Here is a 21,664-nt window from a genome sequence, read left to right on the forward strand (position 1 = left end):
CCTTCGTCGCGTAAGTAATTACATCGCGTCCCCATAGCAGGACAGGCCGTCGGGCCAGCATGCCGACGACCTGTCTGTCATTCGCCTCTTTCCTTGCCGCAGCGGTCCGCCGCGGTTTTCCCGCCGGTCCCGATCTTCTGCGGCTTTTTGCCAAGCCTCGGTCAGCAGCCGTTCCCCGTCATTGAATGCTGCCTCAACGGCCGCCGTCATTGCGCTCAGCTCCGCTTCAGCACGAGCTCGCATACGGGGACCGCGGAGATTCCCTTCAGCTCGGCGATCATCTCCTCCGCATTCTCGCTCCAGCCCGCCATCGTCGTATTGCTGTTCACGGTGCCGCCTTTGCGGATCGGCGAGATGTACAGATACATGCCGTCCTTCGCGAGCCGCTCCTCGAATCGCTTCAAGCCAAGCTCCCAGGTGTTTCCGTCGCTGAAGTTGTCGCCGATCAGGTCGCCGTCGATGAACGCGTAGCCGATATCGCCTCTGTAATCGACGCGCAGCAGCGCTTCTTTGACGCCGTCCAGCGCATCCGCGGCGAACGAGAGAATGGCCCTGTCGTCCTTCGCCCGCTCCAGCGCGAACTTGATCTCGCGGCGCGGCAGGCGGAAGCGATAGGCGGTGAACAGCCCCTCTTCGGTGCGCGACAGCAGCTCGCCGCCCGCGATGTCGCCCAGTCCGTCGAAGTCCGGGAATACGCGCAGCGTCACTTCCTCGGCGTCCGTCGCCTCCAGCTTCACCTCGTCGCCGGATACGAGCAGGTTCGCGTCCGTCAGCACCGCGCGCTCGCGTCCCCAGACGTTCGCCTGCCAGAAGCACAGGCTCTCCTCGTCCGTGAACGTCACCACGTGAACGCCAGCGCCGCCGTTCGACGTAAGGCGGATCGCCTCGCCTGCGCCGGCTGCCGGAGCGACGATCGTCAGGCCGCCAGCTTCGCGCACGAACGCCGACCCGGCGTCGATGCCGCCAAGCGTCGCCGTCTCGAACGCGTATTCTGCCGGCATCCCCTTGGGCGAGACGAAGAAGTAGTACGCCTCTTCGCCCGCGTCCAGACGGGTGATCGGCTGCGCCATCGCATATTTGAGATTGATGCCGGCCAGATCGAAGTTGTACGGCAGCATGGCATAGCCGTCCTTGCCCAGCTCGAGCGCCCCCCTCGGCCGGGAAGCGGATTTCTTCTGTCGCCGTCTGCACCGTCACGCCGCCGGGCACGTGCAGATCGTGCGTCTTAGCATGATCCTGATAATTGTTCAGGAACAGCAGCCCCGTACCCTCCGCCGCCCGCACCGCGTAGCGCAGCGTATCGACGTCGGTCGGCTCCATTTGCGACGTGTCGCCAGGCAGAATCGTCTTCGTGCGGCACAGCCATTCCTCGAACGTCACATAGAAATAGTGCTGCAGGCGGGTCCGATGGTACGATTCCCGCACCTGGCCGAATTCGCCGATGCAGGCATTGAAGTCGTAAGAGATTTTCGGCGTCGCCAGATCGTTGAGGAACACGTCGCGCTTGCCGTTCGGATTGGAGCCGCCGTGGTACATGTAGTAGCCGATCAGATTGCAGCCCTCGGCCACCTTGATGCCTGTCATCGCAGGCACGCTGATATAAGGGAAGTCGAAGCGGTACTTGTAGAAAGGCGTCATGCCGCCGCCCATCTCGCAGCAGGCGTAAGGGTGGTCTTCGGGCGTGTACAGCGGTTCGAAGTTGTAGCTTTTCGGAATGTCGTTGTTATGCTTGTCGCGGAAAATGTATTCGGGCGTGGCCGGGTGCTCTTTCATCTCGCCGAAGCGGTCTTCCTCGTAGTAGATCCATGGCCAGTGGGAATATCCGCCCCAGAGCGGCAGCATCTCGTCGGCCGGCGCCGATGCGCCGCCCCAGGCCGTGCAGGTGTAGATCGGCGTGTTGATGCCCGCTTCGATCGCCATCTTCTTCAGCGTGAGCATATGCGCTTCGCCGTCCTCGCCCCGGGTCAGCCACTGATTGCTGATGCCCGTCGTCAGCGCCCACTGGGCGGCCGAGTGGTTATGCTCGTTCTCGATCTGCGTGCCGATGATCGGTCCGCCCTGCTTGTACAGCAAGCCCTGCACCTGCGCGCTGATCTGCTCGTACAGCGGCTTGACGTACGCGAGATAGCGCGGGTCGTTGGACCGCACCTCGAACGGACGGCCGAACAGCCAGTCCGGCATGCCGCCGTTGCGCATCTCGCCGTGGTCGAACGGTCCGATCCGAATGATGACGTACAGATCGTGCTTGCCGCACAGCTCGATGAACCTGCGCAGGTCGCGGCGGCCGCTCCAGTCGAATTCGCCGCGAATTTCCTCGTGGACGTTCCAGAAAATATAAGTGGCGACGATGTTGATACCGCCCATCTTCATCTTCACGATCTCGTCTTCCCAGAAACGCTCGTCGTAGCGCGAATAGTGGAATTCGCCGCAAATGCCGAAAAACGGCTTGCCGTTTTTCTCCATATAATAATTGCTCAGCCCCAGACGTTCGCCCGACGGATGGCTGCCGCCCATGCGGCTTGCGCCGGAGCGGATCTTCTTGCGATCCTGGCTGGCGTCGATACGGTATTCGTTCAAGATCGTATCCTCCCTGTGCTTCTAATGAACCGTGCTCGGATGGCCTGTCAGGTCTCAACAGGAAAGGCGGCGCGGTTTTGCATCCGCGCCGCCCCCTTTGCTTTTAAACTTATTTGCCCTTGCTCGCCAGGTAAGCGGCGGCTTGCGCTTCGACTTCCGTCTTGACCTTGTCGATGCCGGCTGACTTCAGCTTCTCGTCGAGCGTCGCGAACGCGCTGTCCACGTCCTTGATCGCGCCGATGAAGATCGGGCTGGCATACTGCGACGAGACGTTTTTCATATTTGCGATCTGCGTCTTTACTTTGTCGGAGTTGAACGTGAAGCCGTTGTAAGGGAAGTCCGTCAGGAAGCTTGCGACTTCATCGTGGTGCTTCGTGTATTCTGCCGTCCAGTCGGCCATCGGCTTGAAGAAGTCTTTATCGATGAACCAGAAGCCCGACGCATCCGGCGGATACGTGTTGTTTTCAGAGGTGACGCCCTCCGGCAGGCCGATCGTACCTTCGGCCGTTACGGCATAGTTTTTGCCTTCGATGCCGAAGTAAGCCGTTGTAGCATAGGATTCGTCCTCCATGAGCAGGTCAAGCATCTGCATGACGCGGTCCGCATTTTTGGAGTTGGCTGCGATCGCGACGCCGTTGTTCGTCCAGGTGTTTTGCGGCGCCTTGCCGTCTTGCGTCAGCGACGGGATGATGTAGGTGTCGATTCCCTTCGCCTTGCACTGGGACATGACGGTCGCTACGTCGTACGAGTTGCCCAACGCGACGCCAGACTTGCCTTCACAGAAGTTGTCCTTGGAGCGCGTTTTGTTGGAATAAGGGTTTTTGTTGACGTAGCCCTTCGCATACCAGTCCTTCATGATGCCGGCCGCATACTTCTGGGCGCTCAGCATCGGCTCTTCAAGCATGCTCATGATCTTGCCGGTCGGATCGGAAAAGTCGTAGGCGACGCCCTCGGTCATCGGATCGCCGGAGTCGATCGGCGCGCCCTGGAAACCGATCTTGTCGCGCAGCAGGTACTGGTACGGCGTCGGCAGATCGAACTGGCTGTCCAGGTTCAGCGGGATCATATCCGGATAGTCTTTCTTGATCTCGGCGAAGTACGGCTCAAGCTCCGAGAATTTCTTGACTTCGGCCAGGCCGGCCTTCTCCATGATATCCTTGCGGATGACGGCTACGCTGACCTTGCGGTCCGGCGTCGTCGTCGGAATCATGTACAGCTTGCCGTTCACGGTAGCGGCCGTGAACGCGGCCTGGTTTTGCTTCGCCATATACTTCGGCATCAGCTGCTTCATCTTCTCGAGATCGAGAGACATGAAGGCGCCCTTGTTCGCTTCGGAGGTGTAGAAGTTCCAGTCTGCGGCGAAGATGAAGTCAACGTCTTCGCCCGAAGCGAGCACGAGCGGATACTTGGAAGCGACATCGCCCCAGCCGATATAGTTCAGTTCAATCGTAGCGTTGATATCTTTCTTGAACTTCTCGTTAAGCGCTGCCAGCACTTCAGGCATGCCCTTCGGCGCTTCGCCGAGCAGGTAGCCCACGAGCTTTACTTCTTTGCTGTTGTCCGGCTTGGACGCGTCCGGGGACGCCGCTCCCGAAGCCGATGCGGAAACGCTTGCATTAGGCGAATCGCTAGGCGCGCTGTTGTTGTTATTGTTGCCGCACGCCGAGATGACGAGCACGAAGGAAAGAAGCAGCGTGAACAACAGGATGGAACTCTTTTTCAACGTAAACCCTCCTCTTTATTGAAAAGCCCTTATATAAATCCGCAATCGGATCTATAACGAATGGATGGGGATGGTGATCGCCTGCCGGAATCCTCTCAGGATTGCGGCAGGCGCGCATCCCTCTCCGGTCAGCCCTTGACCGCACCGATCGTAATGCCGCTGACGAAGTACTTTTGGACAAACGGGAAGACCAGGACGATCGGACCGGTTGCGATGACTGTCATCGCCAGCTTGAACGTTTCCTTCGGCTGATCCGCCGACTGGATATGCTGCGCCATCGCGCCTGACATATTGATCGAGGACAGCATCTTGTAGAGCAGGTACTGAAGCGTAACCAGATACTCCTTGTTGGTGAACATCATGGCCGTCCACCAGTCGTTCCAGTAGGCCAGCGCCGTGAACACGCCGATCGAGGCCAGCGCGGGCTTGGACAGCGGCAGCACCATCTGCAGGAAGATGCGCATGTCGCCGGCGCCGTCGATCTTGGCGGATTCGATCAAGGGCTCGGGCACCGAGCCGCGGATGAACGCCCGCAGGATCAGAATGTACATGACGTTGAACATCGGTGTCAGGATCAGCACGAGGTACGTATTTTGCATGTGCAGGTTTTTGCTGATCCAGATGTAGAACGGCGCGAGGCCGCCGCTGAACAGCGTCGTGAAAAACAGGAAGAACGACAGCCCATTGCGGTACTTGACTTCCTTGCGGCAGAGCACGAATGCGGCCATCGTCGAGATGAACAGCGAGACGGCAGTTCCGATTCCGGTGACGATGATCGACACCTTGTAGCCGGACAGCACATCCCCCGGATAGCGGAAGATGAAGCGGTAAGCGTCCAGCGACAGCTCCCTCGGCCAGAACCAGAAGCCGTCGCGGAGCACCGAGCTCTCGGAGGAGAAGGAGCCCGCGACGAGTACGATAAAAGGGATCAGGCAGACGGCGGCGATCACACCGACCAGCGTATAGGAGATTACGGCAAATCCGGGAGAAGCGTTCAGCTTGCCTTTGACGGACGTATCTTTCATAGGTTATCACCTCGGTTTCTTGCTTGGAGTTTAGAACAGCGCCTGATCCTTGTCGTAGCGGCGTACGAGCCAGTTGGCGGCCAGAATGATGATCAGCGTCAGCACGGATTGATAGAAGCCGACGGACGAGGCCATGCCGAAGTCCGCGGTGCCGACGAGCGAGCGGAAGGCGAGCGTATCGATAATATCCGTCGCGTCCATCAGCGTGCCGTTGTTGCCGATCAGTTGGTAGAACATGTCGAACTCGCCGCGCATGATCCGGCCGAGTCCGAGCAGAATGAGGATGATCATCGTCGGCTTGAGCAGTGGCAGCGTGATCTTCGTAATCTTCTGGAAGCGCGTCGCGCCGTCGATGGTCGCGGCCTCGTACACCTCCTGATCGATGCCGACGATCGCAGCCAGGTACAGCACGCTGCCGTAGCCGACCCATTTCCACACATAGAGGAAAGGAAGCAGGAAATACCAGTAAGAGGTGTTGGAGTAAATATCGATCGGAGCAAGGCTGAACTGGGCCAGCAGCTTGTTCGCGATCCCGTATTCATAATTCAGGAAATTGTAGACGAATGCCGATACGGTCACCCAGGAGATAAAGTAAGGGAGGAACATCATCGTCTGCGCTATTTTCTTAAACCACTTTTTCGTGATCTCGGAGATGAAGACGGCGGCCATGATGGAAAAAACCGTGTAGCAGGTCAGGAAGATGACATTATACACGACCGTATTTCTCGTCACCAGCCAGGCCTTGCCCGAATCGAAGAAGTAGCTGAAGTTGTCCCATCCGTTCCAGGGACTGCCGAAGATGCCTTCGCGGTAGTTGAATTCCTTGAACGCCATCACGATCCCCGCCATCGGCACATAGGCGAAGAAAATAAAGTATATGGCAATGGGAAGGAACATCGCGTACAGCACCCAATGCGCTTTGATCTCGCTCATAAAGCCTCTTTTGCGGAGCTGCTTTGCCTTTAATCCTGCGGCAGCTGCCGCGTTCCGTCGGGTCTCGGCGTTGACCGACATATCATCACCATCCTGCTGCGTTGTTAGCCCCTTGCGCGTTGCGGACTTCTATATTCGTATTGTAGGGCTTCCGCAGCAGAATCCATATCGGTTAAAGTTACGATCTCCTTTGATAGTTTAGGATGCGCCCTGCTCCCTCGCGTCCGGCAGACGAAGCGTAACGACGGTGCCGGCTCCCGGTTCGCTTCTAAAATAAATGCCATACGCCGCGCCATAGGAAAGACGAATCCGCTCCTCGATATTGCGCAGCCCGTAGCCCCCAGCCTTCCCGGTCACGGGCCCGACGAACAGGCTTTTCATCTTTTCCGCGGTCATGCCGACCCCGTCGTCCTCGATCTCGATGACCAGCGTGCCGCTCTCCACCCGCGCGCTGATGCGGATCGTTCCCGTCTCGCTGTCGGTCTCCATGATACCGTGCAGAATCGCATTCTCGACGATCGGCTGGAGGATGATCTTCGGCACCTCGCAGGCGAGCAGCTCGCGCGACACTTCAAGCTCGAGGTTGACGCAGTCGTTGAAGCGCATATTGTGAATGCGTACATAAGCCTCGATATGCTTGAGTTCGCTGTCGAGCGTCACCTTCTCTCTGCCGTTGGACAGACTGAGCCTGTAGAAGACAGCCAGCTCGTCGACGACTCTGGAGATCTCCCGCGAGCCGGACTCGATTGCCATTACGTTGATGAGATTGAGCGTATTATAGAGGAAATGCGGGTTGATCTGCGCCTGCAGCGCCTTCAGTTCCTTGTCCTTCACTTCCTGTCCGAGCGTATAGGTCTCCTCCATCAACTGCGAAATATTGGACACCATGCCGTTGAAGTTGCGGGCCAGCTCGCCGATCTCGTCCTCGCTCGTCGGCAGCGGCGCAAGCTGGAAGTGCCCCTTCTTAACCTTGCGCACATGCGAGATGAGTTTGCGAAGCCTGCTCGTCGCCGATGCAGCCACAAAGTAGGAAAGCACCATCGTGATCGGCACGACGAGCAAAAAGATCGTGACGATCCGGTTGCGGCTCTTGTCGCTCGATGCCAGAATATCATCGTACGGTACGATCAGCGCGACCGTCATATCCGTATGCGGAATCGCCTGCACGCCGAAAAGCATGCGTTTTTTACGCAAGTTCAAATGATCGTTCCAATAATTTTCCGGGTCCGCGCCGGCTTCTCGCTCGCTCAGCATGCTGTTCAACTGGTCCTTGGAAAAAGCGTAGCCGTCGGACGTCCCGAGAATATCCATTCGCTCGTTAAAAAGAACGGCGGTCGTATTCGGCGTAATGACGGCATGATTAAGAACGGACTGCATGGCGTCCGGATCGATCTGCGCGCGGACGATGCCGTCGAATTGCTGGATATTGTGACTGTTCGGGATTTTTCGGAGCACGGATATACCGCCTGTCTGTAAGTCTCCTTCGTCGTCGATCGCGGACGTAGGCAGCCAGGCGAATGCCGAATAGGATGCACTGAAGCCGCGGAACCAGGCCGTCGTTTCGATCTTGCCCATATTCAGATAATCCGGGCTGTCCGCCGCTTTGCCCAGTCCTTGCTTCATATACAGCTGAAGCGTCGTGATGTCCTCGTTGTTGCGGAATTGATTGAGCACCTTGGCCAATTTGTTGGCGTCCGTCCCCCACAGATTGACATCCTCGTATATGGCGGCGTCCGTCGTTACGTTGGACTGGACCAGGTCGTTGAAGGCGACGAAGTTCAGCACCTCCGTGATCGACTGCGACTTGTACTCCAGATAGGACTTGGTCTCGTCGAGCATCTTGTGGGCCGAATACAGCATCTGCTCTTTGTTCTCCCGCTGCGTCACGTTCAGGTGGATGAACAGCAGCAGGACGAACGGAATGCAAATGACGAGCAGATAGCTGAGAAATAGCTTGCTGCTGATATTGAGCTTGGAAAAGGAAGCGCGCCCTCTGTTCATTTGGCGATTCGCTCCCGGTATTCGGAAGGCGTGCAGCCTGCGCATCGTTTGAAAAACGTAGCGAAGTAATTGGCATCGGCAAAGCCGAGCCGGACGGCTACCTCGTACAGCTTGAGATCCCGCTCCCGCAGCAGCTCTCTGGCGCGCTCGCAGCGCGTCTCCGTGATGAACTCTTTCAGCGTCTGGCCGCGCTGCTTTTTAAAGTAGGAGCACAGGTAAGTCTCGCTCAGTTTCACATGATCGGCGATCGCCTGAATCGTAAAACCCTTTTCATGAAAATGGCCGTGAATATATCGGATGATCTCTCTTAGCTTGCCCGGTACCGCGGAACTTTCCTCCGGTTCGTCCTCAAAGGGCGCGAGGAAGGAGAGCACGTACGCCTTCAATCGGGACAAGGAAGGAATCGCGTCGATCTCCCGCCAGATGTAGCGCCGGTCCGCATCCTCGGTCTGATCGGTGAAGCCCAGCTGTACGGCAGCCTCCAGAATCGCCAGCAGCAACTGGAAGTACGTGTCCTTCACGCGCGCCGTATCCCGGTCTTTGCGATCCATAGCCTTGTCCGTATGCCGTACGACCCGCCCCCTTACCTTGTCCATGTCGCCGCGTCGAAGCTCCTCCCGCAGCTGGCGGATCTCCTCCCAGTCCGTCTCCAATGTCCCGAACGCAATGTCAGGCTGGAAGAAAAACGGATGCGGATCCTCGCGGTAAAATTGCATGATGCCCGCCTGCATCGCCTTGTCGTAGGATCTAGGCACGCTGTCTATCGTCCAGACAGTCTCTCCGATGCCGATGCGAAGCTCGATATCCGGCCCTGCGACCCGGCGCAGCGTATCGGCCAGGCGATCGATCGTTTCTCTCTCTTTGCGGTAGCTTCCGTCGTAGTCCCCGGGCAGCACGAAGACGAGCCAGTTCTGGGCATCGAAGCCGAACAGGGCGCCTCCCGTCCGTTCGGTATCCAAGCCGCAGAGTTCCTGCAGCATCCGCTCCTGCACGCCCGTCGGATCCTCGGGGATGACGGACGAATTCCAGTACAAGGACGCTACGCCTGCCGTATACGGTCCTTTGACCGGCAACAGAAACGTCTCGGTGCTCTGCAGAGCCCGCTCGATATGCGTCGATTGCGGATGCTTGATCAGCTTGCGCACCATCTCCTGGCGAAGAAAAGGAAGACTCCGGTCCGCGTGCTCCTGCAGACGCTTTTGCTCCGAGTTTGTATGTTCTTCCTCCTTGCACAGGACGAGGGCATCCTGCACGGCCTGGCGGACTTCCTCCAGGTTGACGGGCTTTTCAATATAAGTAAGCGCTTTAACATGAATGGCGGATTTGAGATATTCCTTGTCGGAGAAGCCGCTCAAAAATATAATTTTGCAGCGCGGGTCGATCGCGCGATAGGCTTTGGAGAATTCGATGCCGTCCATCTTGGGCATCTTGATGTCGCACAGCACGATGCCTGGCTTCCAGGTGAGCGCCAGCTCAAGCGCCGCCTGTCCGTTTTTGGCTGTCGCGAGCTCGCTGATGCCGATTTCTTCCCAAGGCATATAATTTTTCAGCAGCTCCCTGGTCCGCTCTTCGTCGTCCACGATCATCAATCTCATGATGTCGGCCCCCTTTTTGCTTAGACGCAGCATACCTTGTTTCTATTATAATGGATAGGGGCACTATGATAATTTACGATTGTCTTCGTTTTTTTTACGTTAATCGCCGGCAAGCGTACATCGTCGTATCAAACAAAACCGCCTCTCGCGCAATCGACGAGAGACGGGGCGTATCGATCTCGCAGATCGCTCTCTCCTATATCGTCTCGCGCCGCTTTCCCGCCTTTGCCGTCGTAGGCGCGACGGACGAATCGCAGCTCGCGGACAGCCTCGGCGCAGGCGACTTGACGCTCGGCGAAGAGGAGCTTGCCCTGCTTGATAACGGCCAGTTTTCCGGATAAATCAAGCCGCGCCTCTTCGCAAGAGGCGCGGCGTTTTCATTTTTGCGGCCGCCGTCACCTTCTCGAGCCCAAGCAATAGGCTGCTATCCTTGCAGGTGAAAAAATGATGAACGGACGCTCTCGCAAGCGACTTCTGCAGATGTACCTGTCCAATTTTCATAACAAGTTTTATTTTATTACGGACGGAGAAGGGTGGCTTAAGATCGGCGACCGGGAGCTCTACCCGAAGCCGGGCCGGCTCGCTCTCATGCCTGAAGGCGTCCTACAATCGTACCCGGCCATTTACGACAAGCCGTATACGAAATACTGGTGCCACTTTACGGCGAAAATGTTCAAAAAGCACCTCGGCACGACGCCGATCCAATACGTCAAACGCAAACGAATCGACAGCGTGAAGCGGCTGCTCACCGCTACCGATCTCGCGCTGTCCGAGATCGGCGAGCGGACGGGCATTCCCGATACTTCCTATTTGTCCAAGCTGTTTAAATCGACGACCGGTCTGTCTCCAACGCATTATAAGATGCTCGCCGGCCGGCAGTTCGATTAAAATCGAAGCGTATCGGCGCATATCGCGCGCCATGCTCGGAACGCCAAAGAAACGCAGCGCCCTTGCCGGGCAAGGAAGGCTGCGTTGGTGCCCAACGTTCGCAGTTCGAGAGAGTTACTTCGATTGCCTAATCGAGCGACGGTCCATCCGCCGGAACAAGACCGCGAACACGGCAATGCATCCGACGGCGAGCACCGCATTGTACATGAAGACGTCGCGCATTCCCCAGATCTCGCTCGCTTCTCCGCCTGCATAGCTCCCGATCAAACGGGCGACGCCCAGACATAGCAGCGCGTTCAGCGTCTGTCCGCTCGCTTTGAGTTCATCCGGCACTTCACGGTTGATGACGGTAGCCATCGTGACGGACAATACGATAAAGATCAAACCGTGCAGCACCTGCACGGGAATCGTCCAATAGGGATCATGGATGGCCGAGAACAAGTACCACCGCAGCGCTGCCGCGATGCCTGCTCCGAACAAGATGTAATGGATGCGCACCCGTTGGAATATTTTCCCTGCCAGCAGCAGAAACGGCACCTCGCTCAGCGACGATATGACCATCGACCATCCGAGCCAAGCGTTGCTGCCGCCCAACTCCTGAAAATACAAAGGGAAAAACGTGTAATAGTATCCCAACGTGATATGAAGAACGAAATTGACCGCCAAATAAAAGACGAGCTTGCGATTGCGAAACAAGACCCAAATTCGGATGCGGCGTCCCTGCTTCTGATGGCCGGCAACGGACGGGAAGCGGAGGACGAACGCGAAAGACACGGCCATAACCATCGCGTAGACCGCGAACATCAGATCTACCCGCTTCTCGGCAATCAAGCCGAACGCGATGGACATGAGCGCGAATCCTAGCGTGCCCGCCAGCCGAATCCGGCTGAACCCGCCCGCCCATCGATGCCGATCCAACTCCTCAAGCGTGATCGCGTCGCTGAGGGCGAATATCGAAGCCTGGAAAAAAGTGAAGATGCTGATCATCCCGAGCAAGTAGCCGAACCCGTCGGAAAACGGATACAGCAGCATGGCCCCTCCGCTCCCGACGATCAGCAGCAGCAGGATCTTGTTTTTGGTTTTGGCCCGGTCGCTAAGCGCCCCCCATACCGGCTGCGCGAAAATGGCGACGAGCGGGCCGATGCCGAGCAGGATGCCAATCTGCGACGAGTCGAATCCCGCATCGCGAAAGTAAAGCGGGATGAATGTGCCGTATACCGCGTTGCCCATGTATATAAAGAAATAGAATAAATAAAAATAGGAAAGCCGAAACGATGCTGTCATAAGTCGCTTCCTTTGCGGCAGGTTACACAAGATGCTTTTAGCATACGCCTTGATGCCTGCAAGTTCAACGCTGAATCTTGCAGACATGCGTCGCGCGGCGCGAGCCCCCCCCTCATCAGAATATAGCTGGCGAATTGTGTATTGTCGGGTAATCATCTCGTAATTCCTTGGCTTTCTTGGCTTTATATAGATAAAATGAATATATTATATTCTATATATGTATTTTACCTATAAAAATATCGGTTGTAGAATAAGAATATATAACCTGCATCCTAGTGTCTTGGCGTACGATGAGGAGGCCTATCATGATCCAGAACATCGCTGTCCTGGGAGCCGGCACAATGGGGATTGGGATTGCCCATCTGTTCGCCAACCACGGTTTCGCCGTATCCCTGTATGAACCTAATGATGCTTTGCTGCCTTCCACCAGGGAGAAGCTGCTCTCCATGGAGAGAGCCGATGAACATTGCACAGTCCTCTTATTCAGCGAACTTGAGAAAGCGGTTACTGACGCCGACCTGATCGTGGAAGCCGTTCCTGAGCAGCTCACGATTAAACGGGACGTGTACGGTCGATTGGCGCGGCTCATTAAGGAACAAACAATTGTTGCCTCCAACACCTCCACCTTCGCTCTCGAAACGCTGGCGGAGGGGCAGCCGTTCGCTAACAGGATGGTTATCGCCCATTTTTTCAACCCGGCGCATGTTATTCCTCTGGTCGAGATCTTGGGATTGCCCGCAACATCTCCTGCGGACATGGAGGAAATCGTTGAGTTGATGCGCGCATGCGGCAAATCCCCGGTCATACTTAAGAAGGACATTCCCGGATTTATAGCCAATCGCTTGCAAGCGGCATTGATGAGGGAAGCCTGCTACCTGCTGGAGAACGGAGTTGCCGACATCGAACAGATCGATACGGCCGTCAAAGAAGGGCTCGGTATGCGTTGGGCATTCAAGGGACCGTTCGAGATTGCGGATTTGGGCGGGCTCGATATTTGGTCCAAGGTAACCGGGCATCTCTTCCCCAAGCTCAGCGTGAGCACGGTTGAACCGGAATCCATTTTGACGAAAACCGCAGAAGACCATCTCGGCATCAAAAGCGGTAAAGGTTACTACAGCTACGAGGATCCTGTTGGAACGGCTGAGGAACTGCAAAGCAATCTGCAAAAGCTGGTCTCGTTAAAAGCGAAAATACGGATGGATCTTCCCAGTGACTCCGAATGACGTGGCAATTGCAAGCGCGCTCCCAAATGCTTCCGCCTCGCTCCCTGAGCGTGGATGGATAGGGCTGTTGAATGGAGGGTTATAAAGGAAAGTCCAGTTCAATCAAATGCGATATTGCCCCCTGAGTAATCTTGTGTCTCAGTTAGAATTCAATCAAATGATCGCTACCGAACAACCTAGACTAAAAACCGGTGTTAAATCCGGTCATTAATACGTGCGATAATAAGTGGATAAACAGGACAGTCACAGGACGTTATGAAGCTCAAACCTTTGCCTACATCAGCTTATACTCACAAGATCTAGCCGACCCTGTATTTATGGTACGGAAGTCGGCCGGCAGCAAACAGAAGCAAAAAAAAAGAGCAGCGGCCATTCGCTGCTCCTGCTCCTGAATTGTAAGATTTTTCCGCCTTATCGTCTGCGACTTACCGTGAAAATACAATTTCGACGTCTGCGTCTGCAGCCAGCGATAACTGAATGTACTTGCCGTTTGCATTCTCAAACGCTTCTGCCCTCGCACCGTCGACCGTTGCGCTTGTCCACGACACACCCGATTTGACGACGATCCTGTTATCGTGAATGCCGGAACGCAGAATTACTTTTACTGCACCGGCCTCCTGATCCCATGTGAGCTCCTTCACCTCTGCGCGGGTCCTCGCCATCAGGCCGAAGATCGAGCCGGACTTCCAATCGGCCGGCAAGGCAGGCACGACTTCGATCTCTCCGTTATTTGAGAATACCAGCGCTTCATGCACCGCCCCGAGGTTGCCGAAGGAGGTGTCCGTACAATAAGTATCGTTGCGCCGGTTCGTGTCATGGTCCGACATCAGGGAAGGATAATAGCCGTCGTCGTTCACCATCGCCAGCAGCGACGCTAGCAAACCGTCTCCGTTTTTCAGTCTGGCGTAGACCAACGCCTTGTGCATCCAGCCGTGACCGGCCGTCGCATCGCCGGTATTGTATTTATCCCTGTTTTCGACCGCGATTCGGGCAGCGGCGAACAGCTTCCTGTCTTCTTGCGTCTCGTAGGCGGGCCAGGCGGGATAAAGATGGCTCAGATGTCGGTGATCGTTGTTTTCCGTATATTCGTTCATCGCCCATTCTCGCAAAGCGCCGTCCGTATCGAAAATATAATCCGGCAACACTTCCAGCAAGGCTTCCCATCTGGCGACGGCAGCTTCGTAACCCTCCCGTTTAACTGCCTTTTCAATCTCGATCGCCATTCGCAGGCCGTCCCGCGCCGCGGCGATGTCCATCGTCGCGTTAGCCGTTATCGTGCTCGTATAGCCGATCGGATTGTTCTCGGGCGAGTAGCCGGGAATGATCATATACCGCTCGCCAGGCAGCAGCGCCGTCTTACCGGGCTCATGGCAAGCGCGCCCGTCGGCGTCGGTATAGTATTCGGGCGTGCAGATCTGCTCCCAGAAGTTCGCCTGCTTCGTGAGCAGCGGGAGTAAAATATCCCGTTCAAGGTCCAGCTCGCCCTTGGCGAGCAGCCGTTCGAACGCCTCTTTGGATACTCCGCCGTCTTCCGCCCCGAGGAACGGCATCAACTCGCCGATTCGCATCGTGCCGGTAATCGGAATCTGCCGGTTGCCGTAGCACTGCCAGTATTCGTAAATGGGCAGCAAGCACCAGCTCGCGCCTGCGTTCCAATACTGAAATGGATAGTCGTTGTCGTATTCAACATGCATCCCGCGGTCTCCGTCCGAATTCACGGACACCTGCAGCGCATCGTGCATGCCGTACGCCATCTTCGCATTCAGGGCAAAGTCGGGCGTATTCCTCAAAAAGAAGGCGATATAACCCGGCTGCGCCGCCGTCAGATGGCCCGTGTTCATAGCGGCCACTTGCAGGTTGACGTTGGCATCGAGCGTGTATATGCCGCGCCAGCCCGGATTCCATTCGCCGGTCCACATGCCATATAGACGAGGCGCGCTCGAGCCGCTGCAGCAGATGAGGGCATAGCGGCCTTGGTTGTACACCTGCTCCAGGAAGGCGTGGTTGATCCTGTGCGGATTTTTCTTCTGCGCGTCGATGAGAGCGGCATTGTCCGCCCGCTTGTCCTCCTCATCCCCCTTCAGCGTAAAGCGCACCGCGCCCCACTCCGCCGACTGCCAGGCGGCATGAGGCGCCAATGCCGCTTCGTAGTCGAACTGCCCATTCGCGTCGGCATACTTGAGCAGCACAGCCTCGGTATGATGAAGAAGGCGATCGACGAGATCGTACCTATCCATGCCGGCAAACGCTTCCAGGATCCCCATATCGAAAGTACGGTCGGACTGCGTGATGAGGTAAACCGCATCCGCGCCTTCGATGCGGATCGCCGGATTTTGCTCAGTGCCTGCATTCATCGGTTCGTTTGTATCGTCCAGCCGCGTCCTTGTCTTTGTCCCGTTCACGGCGACGACTCGAGTCAGTCCCGCATAGCCGCCGCTGGCCAATTCGCTGCCCGGGTAAGCAGGATAATGAGCGACCTGCGCGATATAATCGGCTTGGGGATCGACCAGCTTTTTATAGCGGAGCGCACTCACCTCGGTGTGGCCGTCGCGCGCCTTGTACATGCCCGATATATCGTCGATCGAGATCGTCAAGTCGATCTTCGCGCCAGCCGAGGAACGCGCGATCCGGGTGATCGAGACGTTGTCCGTCCTGGAGGTGAAGGACGTCCTGATCCACTCCCCCTCGCTCGTCGGTATACCGTACGCCCGTCTCCGCCGTCTCGTAGTTCGTCCATCTTTCGTATGCGGAGACGCTCCCTTTTTTCGTCATCCCCAATCTGAGCTGATGCCCTGGATGATAGCTGTAGTAGAACGTCCTCGCTCTCGTCTGGCCGCGGCTGTCCTTGATTTTCCATTGATCGTTCAGGTTGAATACGTTCAGGCGGGCTTCCTCGAGCTGAGCCGTTAATTCCTCAGGTACCGCTCTTGGATGAGGCGAAGGAAAGTTGAACCACATCTGCTGAAAAATAAAACTGTCGTTATAAGGCGAACCCGACGTGACATAACCGTTCTCGCCGTTGCCGCTCACCATGCCATCCCGCCAAGCACGCCCTGGATCGCGCATCGGCACCTCGATATAGTCGTTTGCGTAGTTTCCCTGTTCGTACATGCGCGCGTTCATCGTCTCGTTCGTCACGCTATGAACCTCCTGTCGTCTGTGGATGAATCTTTGATATGTCGGTTGCTTTAATTTGCGTCATGCGGATGGCTCAGACCCTCTCGATAGTCGCCAGGCGTCCGGCCCTCGAATTTTCGAAAAACTTTGTAAAACGTACGCCGATTCTCAAAACCGATCATATCCGCGATTTTGTCCAGGGAAAGCTTCTGCCCGCCTGAGAGCAGCTCCTTCGCTTTTTCGATGCGCAGCCGATTGATGGCTGTTACGAAGGACGTTCCTGTCTCTTTTTTTGTACAGTTTGCCGATATAGACGGGATGCAGTCCCAGATAGGCGGCCGCATCGGTAAGAGAGATGTCCCTTCGGTAGTTGGAAGCGATATATTTTTGCAGCATTTGTACATGCTCGCTGTAAGGCGCTTCTTCTATGGCAGAGCGCGCTCCGGGAGGACGCGCCTTCTCGCGCTGTATCTTTTCCTGCCGCTCGAGCACCTCAATGGCGATGCGCTTGAGAAGCTCGATCAATTCCTTCTCGTCCACCGGCTTCAGCATATATTCGACGACCTGAAGCTGAATGGCGCGCCTGGCGTACTCGAACATATCGTATCCCGACAGGACGATGAACCGGTTGACTCCCCGCTCCCTGGCCAGGCTGATAAAATCCAGGCCGTGCATCTCCGGCATCTGGATATCGGTAATGATCAGATCCGGCATGAAATAATCCATCTTTTCCAATGCTTCTACGCCGTCGCCGGCTGTCACAATCTTCGTAAAGGCTGTATTCGCCTGCTCCACCATGTCTCGAATCCCGGATAAAATGATCGGCTCGTCGTCTACAATCAATAATCGGAGCATGGCTACGCCTCCTTTATCACGAGTTTGAGGACGCATCGCGTACCTGATCCTGGCGCGCTTTCGATGATGAATTCGGTTTGATGACCGTAGTAAGCGAAGATTCGTTGTGCGACATTGTTCAGCCCGATCCCCGTTCCCTGCGTCTCAATCAGTCCATTCTCATCCTCGCCGCTTGCGAGCCGGCGTACGGAAGCGAGGCGTTCGCCGTCCATGCCGCATCCGTTGTCCGCGACTTCCACCAAGACATGGTCGGCCATCAGCCTGACGAAGACTTTTATTTGCTTGTCGCCCCGCTTCCCGGACATGCCGTGTATGATGCTGTTCTCGACCAGCGGCTGCAGAATGAAACGAGGACACGGAATCGTCATCGCTCGCTCGTCAGCCTCCATACTAAAGGTCAAATCCTTCATTCGAATCTGATGAATGGCCATGTAAGAGCGAACGTGCTCGATCTCCTCGCCAAACGCGGCGTCGCTGTTTTTGGACAAGCTGTATCGCAGCATTTTCCCGAGCGCAAACGCCATTTCGCCAATTAATGGTCCTTGGTTAGACCTGGATAACATACGGATCGTTTCCAGCGTGTTGTAAAGAAAGTGCGGCTGGATCTGCGCCTGGAGCATCTTCAGATCGGCCTCTTTTCGAAGAAGCTCTACCTTCTGCACCCGATTGACCAATTCGTCGATTCGCTGAATCATGGCATTGTAGCTCGTGATGAGAAATCCGATCTCGTCGCTGCCCGTCCTGCCGTTATAAGGGTGTCCGAGCGAATCGTGACCGACCTTGCGCATATGACGGGAGAGTACGACGATTCGCTTGGTCAATGACGACACGATGATATAATACAAAATCGAAAGCATGACGAGCAGCAGCAGCGCCCCCGCGACCCACAGCTGCTTCATTTTCAAAAATTCGAACATCGCGTTTCTCTTGTTGGCTGCGACGACGGTCAATCCCAGCTTCGGAATCGTCACGGAATTTAAAAGCAGCTGACCTCCCGTGCTCAGCAGACTTTTGGGTCCGGCGCCGTCCAGCTCCAGCTTGCGGCCGATCCCTGCCAACTGGTCGGCGGATATCACGGGCGCTCCGGATGTTCGAAGGAGATGGCCCGTCCTATCCGTAAGAAATAGAGAGCCGTTCGGCTCTGCCTCCCGCAGCTTGTTCAGAAAATTATCCAGCAGCGCCGGCTTCACCTCGACCTCAAGAATGGCCAGCTCGGCGGTATAGGTGTCGCTATATATTTTCTGATAGTAGCGGAGCCCGATGCCCTGATCGGTGACGTTCTGCTTCCACAACCCCTGCGTGGGACGCAGCCCACGGAGCTCGCTTTCCGTCAATTTCTCCGTGATCCGATCGTACGGACTGAAGCCCGGCACGTGAACCAGACGCTTCTGATACTTCGGATAGACGGTCAGCGACTGTACGGCCGGGTCCGCCAGATTCGCGAAAGACAGCGCCGGGCTGATCTCGCGCAAGTAGTAATAGATCAATTCGCGGTCGTCCGAATATTCGTCCCGCAAATAATCGATCAGCGCCGCATTGTTCTGGAAAATCGACTGCAAGGATTCGATCTTTCCCAGCGTCGAATCCAAATTGGCCGCCTGCTGCTCCATATTCTGCTGATTGCCCAATTGGTATTGGGTCAGGAGCTTGTCATACAGCTGCACATAGACGAACACGGCGAATAACAAAAAAAGGAACGACGATAAGAATGACGTAACCCACAATCATTTTCGTGCTAATGCGCATCGCTGCATTCCCCGCATCCACTTTATATCGAATAAATGCCGAAGCGGAACGCAAAGTCCGGAGACCGGACTTTACATTCCGCCTTGGCACTATACCAAGCTCCTTTATTTCGTCAAGCTGTCGTATTTCTCCTTGTAGGGACCATATTGCGAATTCGCCCAGGCTTCCAGCTTGTCGATGCCCATCTTATCCGCTTTCTTCAGCATATCGTCGAAGGCCTTGTTGGCTTCAGCTTCGCTGGGTGCCAGATAAACCTTCGTCTGCTCGGTTTTCACCATGTTGTCGATATTCGTCCGGATCACCTGCTCCGGCGAGTCGGTATCCGGATTGATCATGCCGATCGCGGGATTAAAGCTGATGATCTTGTCGTACTGCTCGCCCTGGCGCGTCGTCTCCGATCCGGCCTTATAAGAGGACAACGCCATGCCGACGCCCGACTCCCACGGAACGCCCCACCAGTAAACGCCTTTGGCCTTGATCGTATCCATATTTTGAGGATCGTACTTGAACTCCGGATAGCCCTCGGCGTTCATCGTCCAGTCCTGGCCTTCGACGCCCCATTCCCCGAGTCTCCAGCCTTCCTCGGAGAACATGTACTTCAGAAACCTGACGCTCGCTTCCACGTTTTTGTTGTCCTTCGTCACGTAGACGCCCAGTCCGCCGGTGCCGGTGCTGACGATGCTCGCTTTGGGACCGAGCGGTTCGGCGATGTTGACGAACGGATATTTGCCCTTGCCGTCCGCGTTCAGGCGATCCGCATTCGAATAGGTCCACGTGTAGGCGAAGCCTTTGCCGGATAGCATCATTTGCTCGGTGTCGCTTTCGTTTTTGTAGGCAAAATTTTCGGAGGTCACGTATCCATTGCGATAAAGGCTGTTCATGTACAGCATCGACTGACGCACGGCGTCCTGCTTTAAGTAGTAAATGAGCTTGCCGTTTTCGTCAACGAAGCCGCCTTGCGCGCCGAGCTGGGTGTCGAAGTAATTACGCTGCCAGTTCGGATTCAGGATCAGCGGCGACATTTCGGGATGTTTCTGCTTGACGGTCGCGAATACGGCATCCAGGTCCGATAGCGACTTGATCTCAGGGTTGCCGATCTCCTCCAGGATGTCCTTGCGCAGCGCCAGACCCGGCACCATCATATGCGCAAACTTATTCGCTTTCCATTCCGCTTCGGTCGAGAAATCGTTGCGGATGGCGTAGTAGTTGCCGTCGCCGACCGTATTGACGAACACCTTGACGGGGTCGAACTTCACGTCTGGCGCATACTTCGGAAAAATGTCGTTGTAGGGCAGGCTAAGCTTGCCGTCGGACATCAGCTTGAAGTTAAAGGAGACGACCAGATCCGGCAGATCCCCCCGAAGCGACCATCAGCGCGAGCTGCTTGTCGTCGGTGGCGATCGTCACCTTCGGCTTGACGCAAGTGGCCTTGGTGATCGCTTCCGGCACTTCGCCGCTCCATTCCTGGAACGGATACCAGGTTGCGTCGACGAACATGTTCAGTTCAACCGGCTCGGTACAAGCCGCCGGACTGGCGCTCGCGCTTCCCGAAGCGTCGGCAGTCGCGCTTGATGTCGCCGTTGCGGCGCTGCCGCTTGCCGAAGCCTGGCCTTCATTGCCGCCGCTCTTGCTGCATGCCGTCATCGCGCTGCCCATCGACAGCAGCGCAGCCATGAGCAGCATCGTCGTTCTGATCCGATTAGCCATGTGTGCGTTCCCCCATGCATTTAAATTTTATTTCAACGCCGTGCGCACCGCCATGGGCACGAACGGCATTAAAACCGGTTCGTTCACCCTTTGACGGAGCCCAGCATCATGCCGGAGACAAAGTGCTTTTGCAAAAACGGATAGACGCCCAGGATCGGGACGATCGAGACGACCATGGCGGTTGCCTGGATGGAAAAAGGAGTCACATGCGTTCGGGCCACAGCCGATGCAGCCGCGTCTCCGGACGGCATCGACGTCTGATTGATGACCTGCATCATGCGATAAGTCAGCGTGCGCAAGCTTTCATTTTGCACAAAGTAAGCGGAATCGAGCCAGGCATTCCAATGTCCGGACCCGATGAACAGACACATGGTCGCGAGCAGCGGCATCGACACGGGCAGCATGATCCTCGAGAAAATGCGCACTTCGCTGGCGCCGTCGATCCGTGCGGACTCCCCGAGTTCCTCGGGTATATCGCGGAAAAACGAAATCGCGATCAGCAGGAAAAACAAATTTAGCATGCCCGGAATGACATAGACGCCGAAGGTGTTGATCAGCCCGATGCTTCGCAATACGACGTAATAAGCGATCAGACCGCCCGAGAAATTCATCGCGAACAAAATAATCAGAAAGTAGGCGTTGCGGAATATCAAGTCCTTCTTGGCAAGCCCGTATGCGACCAGGCTGGTGAACAGCACGCCGAGCGCCGTTCCGACGAGCGTGCGCAGCAGGGACATGCCAAGCGCCTTGATCCACTTGGAATCGTTCAAAAAATAGCTATAGTTCGCCAGCGTAAAATCGCGGGGCCAGAAATACATGCCGCCGTTCGTCGTATCCGTGCCGGCATTAAACGTAATCACGAGAATGTAGTAGAACGGATACAACGTTATCAAAACGATCACCAGCAACGCAAGGAGAATGAACGTATCCAAGCTCCAGTCCTCGAGCGATTTTTTTCTGCGCAATGTCACCGCACCTGCCCTTCTGTCA

18 protein-coding genes are annotated in these 21,664 nt (G+C 56.1%); 3 read left to right on the forward strand and 15 right to left on the reverse strand.

Going from position 1 to position 21,664, the window contains the following annotated elements:
• Positions 1 to 18: 18 nt before the first annotated feature.
• The 6 genes from OMP38_RS12045 to OMP38_RS12070 form a co-directional block, all read right to left on the reverse strand.
• Complete coding sequence (locus tag OMP38_RS12045) at positions 19 to 2,577, reverse strand: beta-galactosidase (protein ID WP_277565395.1); 2,559 nt, start codon at positions 2,575 to 2,577, stop codon at positions 19 to 21.
• A gap of 109 nt (positions 2,578 to 2,686) precedes the next feature.
• A complete protein-coding gene (locus tag OMP38_RS12050) occupies positions 2,687 to 4,300 on the reverse strand; it encodes an extracellular solute-binding protein (protein ID WP_277565396.1) in 1,614 nt (537 codons plus the stop codon).
• A 128-nt stretch (positions 4,301 to 4,428) separates the two neighbouring features.
• The gene (locus OMP38_RS12055; RefSeq protein WP_277565397.1) at positions 4,429 to 5,325 is read right to left on the reverse strand and encodes a carbohydrate ABC transporter permease; all 897 of its coding nucleotides are present in this window, start codon (positions 5,323 to 5,325) and stop codon (positions 4,429 to 4,431) included.
• A 30-nt stretch (positions 5,326 to 5,355) separates the two neighbouring features.
• Complete coding sequence (locus OMP38_RS12060; protein ID WP_277565398.1) at positions 5,356 to 6,258, reverse strand: ABC transporter permease; 903 nt, start codon at positions 6,256 to 6,258, stop codon at positions 5,356 to 5,358.
• 198 nt (positions 6,259 to 6,456) lie between these two features.
• Entirely contained in the window at positions 6,457 to 8,259 is a 1,803-nt protein-coding gene (locus OMP38_RS12065) for a sensor histidine kinase (protein WP_277565399.1), read from the reverse strand.
• Positions 8,256 to 9,854, reverse strand: coding sequence for a response regulator (locus OMP38_RS12070; protein WP_277565400.1), 1,599 nt, complete (start codon positions 9,852 to 9,854; stop codon positions 8,256 to 8,258). Before OMP38_RS12070 ends, OMP38_RS12065 begins: the two co-directional genes overlap by 4 nt.
• Positions 9,855 to 9,919: 65 nt before the next feature.
• Between OMP38_RS12070 and OMP38_RS12075 the strand changes: the two genes are divergently transcribed.
• On the forward strand, positions 9,920 to 10,195 hold the full coding sequence (locus OMP38_RS12075; RefSeq protein ID WP_277565401.1) for an aldo/keto reductase: 276 nt from the start codon (positions 9,920 to 9,922) through the stop codon (positions 10,193 to 10,195).
• A gap of 103 nt (positions 10,196 to 10,298) precedes the next feature.
• Positions 10,299 to 10,742 (forward strand): AraC family transcriptional regulator, encoded by a 444-nt coding sequence (locus OMP38_RS12080; protein WP_277565402.1) that lies wholly within the window; start codon positions 10,299 to 10,301, stop codon positions 10,740 to 10,742.
• Positions 10,743 to 10,856: 114 nt separating this feature from the next.
• On the opposite strand, the gene OMP38_RS12085 is transcribed toward OMP38_RS12080, so the two are convergent.
• Entirely contained in the window at positions 10,857 to 12,026 is a 1,170-nt protein-coding gene (locus OMP38_RS12085) for an MFS transporter (RefSeq protein WP_277565403.1), read from the reverse strand.
• 305 nt (positions 12,027 to 12,331) lie between these two features.
• Between OMP38_RS12085 and OMP38_RS12090 the strand changes: the two genes are divergently transcribed.
• On the forward strand, positions 12,332 to 13,249 hold the full coding sequence (locus tag OMP38_RS12090) for a 3-hydroxyacyl-CoA dehydrogenase family protein (RefSeq protein WP_277565404.1): 918 nt from the start codon (positions 12,332 to 12,334) through the stop codon (positions 13,247 to 13,249).
• Positions 13,250 to 13,674: 425 nt separating this feature from the next.
• On the opposite strand, the gene OMP38_RS12095 is transcribed toward OMP38_RS12090, so the two are convergent.
• From OMP38_RS12095 to OMP38_RS12125, 8 genes are all read right to left on the reverse strand, one after another.
• Positions 13,675 to 15,843, reverse strand: a complete 2,169-nt coding sequence (locus OMP38_RS12095; RefSeq protein WP_277565405.1) for a glycosyl hydrolase family 95 catalytic domain-containing protein — start codon at positions 15,841 to 15,843, stop codon at positions 13,675 to 13,677.
• Positions 15,764 to 16,387, reverse strand: coding sequence for a glycoside hydrolase family 95 protein (locus tag OMP38_RS12100; protein WP_277565406.1), 624 nt, complete (start codon positions 16,385 to 16,387; stop codon positions 15,764 to 15,766). The genes OMP38_RS12095 and OMP38_RS12100 overlap by 80 nt, the downstream gene beginning before the upstream one ends.
• Positions 16,388 to 16,437: 50 nt before the next feature.
• Positions 16,438 to 16,626 carry a helix-turn-helix domain-containing protein gene (locus OMP38_RS35805; protein WP_420869688.1) on the reverse strand — a complete coding sequence of 63 codons (189 nt, stop codon included), beginning with the start codon at positions 16,624 to 16,626 and terminating at the stop codon, positions 16,438 to 16,440.
• The gene (locus OMP38_RS12105) at positions 16,535 to 17,221 is read right to left on the reverse strand and encodes a response regulator (RefSeq protein WP_277565407.1); all 687 of its coding nucleotides are present in this window, start codon (positions 17,219 to 17,221) and stop codon (positions 16,535 to 16,537) included. Before OMP38_RS12105 ends, OMP38_RS35805 begins: the two co-directional genes overlap by 92 nt.
• Before the next feature lie 2 nt (positions 17,222 to 17,223).
• Positions 17,224 to 18,945, reverse strand: coding sequence for a sensor histidine kinase (locus OMP38_RS12110; protein WP_277565408.1), 1,722 nt, complete (start codon positions 18,943 to 18,945; stop codon positions 17,224 to 17,226).
• Between the two features lie 126 nt (positions 18,946 to 19,071).
• Entirely contained in the window at positions 19,072 to 20,283 is a 1,212-nt protein-coding gene (locus OMP38_RS12115; protein WP_277565409.1) for an extracellular solute-binding protein, read from the reverse strand.
• Positions 20,284 to 20,293: 10 nt separating this feature from the next.
• Positions 20,294 to 20,674 (reverse strand): hypothetical protein, encoded by a 381-nt coding sequence (locus OMP38_RS12120; RefSeq protein WP_277565410.1) that lies wholly within the window; start codon positions 20,672 to 20,674, stop codon positions 20,294 to 20,296.
• Positions 20,675 to 20,757: 83 nt separating this feature from the next.
• Complete coding sequence (locus OMP38_RS12125) at positions 20,758 to 21,645, reverse strand: carbohydrate ABC transporter permease (RefSeq protein ID WP_277565411.1); 888 nt, start codon at positions 21,643 to 21,645, stop codon at positions 20,758 to 20,760.
• Positions 21,646 to 21,664: the final 19 nt, after the last annotated feature.

It is taken from the genome of Cohnella ginsengisoli, from assembly GCF_029525555.1.
Classification (GTDB): domain Bacteria; phylum Bacillota; class Bacilli; order Paenibacillales; family Paenibacillaceae; genus Cohnella; species Cohnella ginsengisoli.